Below are 2,219 nucleotides of genomic sequence, written 5' to 3'. Positions count from 1 at the left end.
TCGAACAACCCAAGCCATCGCCGCTACCAGTACGACGCCGCGGGCGAACTTATCCGCACCCTGGACAAGCTGCGCGGTGAAGTCCGCTACGAATACGAGGCCAACGGCCAGCTGCACCGCCGCGACACCGGCCAACTGGCCGACAACGAAGCCTTCCGCTACGACCCTGCCGCCAACCGGCTGAACTTCGACAACCGCCAGTTCGACCACGTGAAGGACAACCGCCTCAAGACGTGGCAAGACCAGGAATACCGCTATGACGCCTGGGGTAATTTGGTCGAGAAGTCTGTTGGTGTCGGCAAGCTTCAAACCTTTAGCTACGACTGCGAAAACCGTTTGGTCCGTGCCGAGACCTGGGTCAACGGCGAGCGCGAAAGCACAGGAAGTTACCGCTACGACAGCTTGGGACGGCGAGTTGCCAAACAAGCCGAGCGCCAAGGCCATACCGAATACAAACGCTTCCTTTGGCAAGGGCTGCGAATGGCGCGCGAGGAACGCCCTGGAAGCAGCAGCCTCTATGTGTATGAACCCACCAGCTATGCGCCGCTGGCCCGCATCGATCAGGCGGAGGGTGAGGAGCAGAAGCTTTACTACTTCCACACCGACCAGATCGGCACGCCCCTGGAAATGACCGACGTCGCTGGCGATATTGTGTGGCAGGCGACCTATCGGGCCTGGGGCACGGTAGAAGATTTGACCGTGAACGGGGTCGAGCAGAACCTGCGGTTCCAGGGGCAATACTTCGATGCCGAGACGGGGCTGCACTACAATACGTTCCGGTATTACGATCCGGAGGTAGGGCGGTTTGTAACGCAGGATCCGATTGGGTTGTTGGGTGGGGATAATCTTTATCAGTATGCGCCGAATGCGGTGGGGTGGATTGATCCACATGGACTATCGTGTAGTTCTGACGCCAAGATCCTTAGAAGAGAATTAGGCCCGAGCCCAGTCGGAGGAGGGCAATACGACGCTCACCACATAATTATGTCTAACTCTAAAGATGTCAGAATGAACGCTGTTCGTGACAAGATGAAAGAGCTAGGGATTGATATAAATGACAAGCGAAACGGAATTTGGCTTCCTAATACTTCAGCTGCTCGAGTACCCGGCAGCACCGTCACGCCTCATAAGGGAGCGGGTATTCATGGAAATAATTACAAGCAATTTGTATTTGATAAACTGTCTGGCCTGAGCACCAGAGAGGATTTCCTTAATGGCTTGAGTGAAATTAAACAGGCCCTAAATAACGGTATAAATTTTAAAGGTTAATAGCGTGGAATTAGATCAGTTCGTAAATTTTAAAGAAAAAGCCTTTAAAGACATAAAAAATTCTCGCCTATTGGAAGGCTTTAAACATGATGTCGCCTTTGATCAGGTCCTATGGTTCAATGGGTCTCCTCAATCGATAGTTCCTTTTGAGCTAGAGCTTTCGGGAGTAGAGCCGTTAGCACCTATGAAGAAAGAGCCATCTCAAAAAAAAAATAAAACCAAGTGCTTTTCCTTAAATGGAAATCCCGTAAAAATGGAAAGCTATGGAGCACAAGGAGATTTAGTTTGGATTGAATTGTTCTCTTATACTGAGGAATTGGTAAGGTCGGTAAAGGTTAATGTTCACAATGAGATTGTTTGGTTGAAATATGCCTCCCGGGAAGGTGGTGTCGTTTCAAAGGCGTGTCGTGTTGACGTTGATGGGGATTTTTGGGTGTTTTCATATAACTGGGTCTCTAATAAAGTGGAAAGTATAATCTCGTTTGCTAGTAATGGTTTGTTAGGGGTAAGTATCTTTACCGAATATAATACGGATTCAGAGCTTGCGCGTTTATATTTTTTAAATGGCGAAAGTCATACCGAAATATACAAAAAATCCTAATTTGGAATAGGAATAATCGTTTGTTATATAGAGGGGCGCGGTGAAGTCCACTACGACCATGCCGCTAACCTGATGAACTTCAACAGTCCCCAGTTCGATCACGTGATTGGTCGAGAAGTCTGTTGGTGTCGGCAAGCTTCAAGCCTTTAGCTACGACTGCGAAAACCGTTTGGTCCGTACCGAGACCTGGGCCAACGGCAAGCGCGAAAGCACCGGAAGTTACCGCTACGACAGCTTGGGGCGGCGAGTTGCCAAACAAGCCGGGCGCCAAGGCCACACCGAATACAAACGCTTCCTCTGGCAAAGGCTGCGGATGCTGCGCGAGGAACGCCCTGGAAGCAGCAGCCTT

The 2,219-nt window shown here is 50.2% G+C and carries 2 protein-coding genes and 1 pseudogene; all 3 read left to right on the top strand.

Translation table 11 applies throughout. The annotated features are described in order from the left end of the window. Window positions 1-1,269: RHS repeat-associated core domain-containing protein (locus OGL93_RS22115; protein ID WP_263265160.1), on the top strand; the 1,269-nt coding region annotated here is incomplete at its 5' end. 4 nt (window positions 1,270-1,273) lie between these two features. Beyond that, window positions 1,274-1,870 (top strand): hypothetical protein, encoded by a 597-nt coding sequence (locus OGL93_RS22110; protein ID WP_263265159.1) that lies wholly within the window; start codon window positions 1,274-1,276, stop codon window positions 1,868-1,870. Window positions 1,871-1,976: 106 nt separating this feature from the next. Further along, window positions 1,977-2,219 (top strand): annotated as a pseudogene (locus OGL93_RS22105) (RHS repeat protein); the annotation flags it as partial.

The sequence above is a fragment of the Pseudomonas sp. RIT-PI-S genome (assembly GCF_025642975.1).
Taxonomy (GTDB): domain Bacteria; phylum Pseudomonadota; class Gammaproteobacteria; order Pseudomonadales; family Pseudomonadaceae; genus Aquipseudomonas.
Note: the sequence above shows the minus strand (reverse complement) of the source record. Positions and strands in the feature narration are given on the sequence as shown.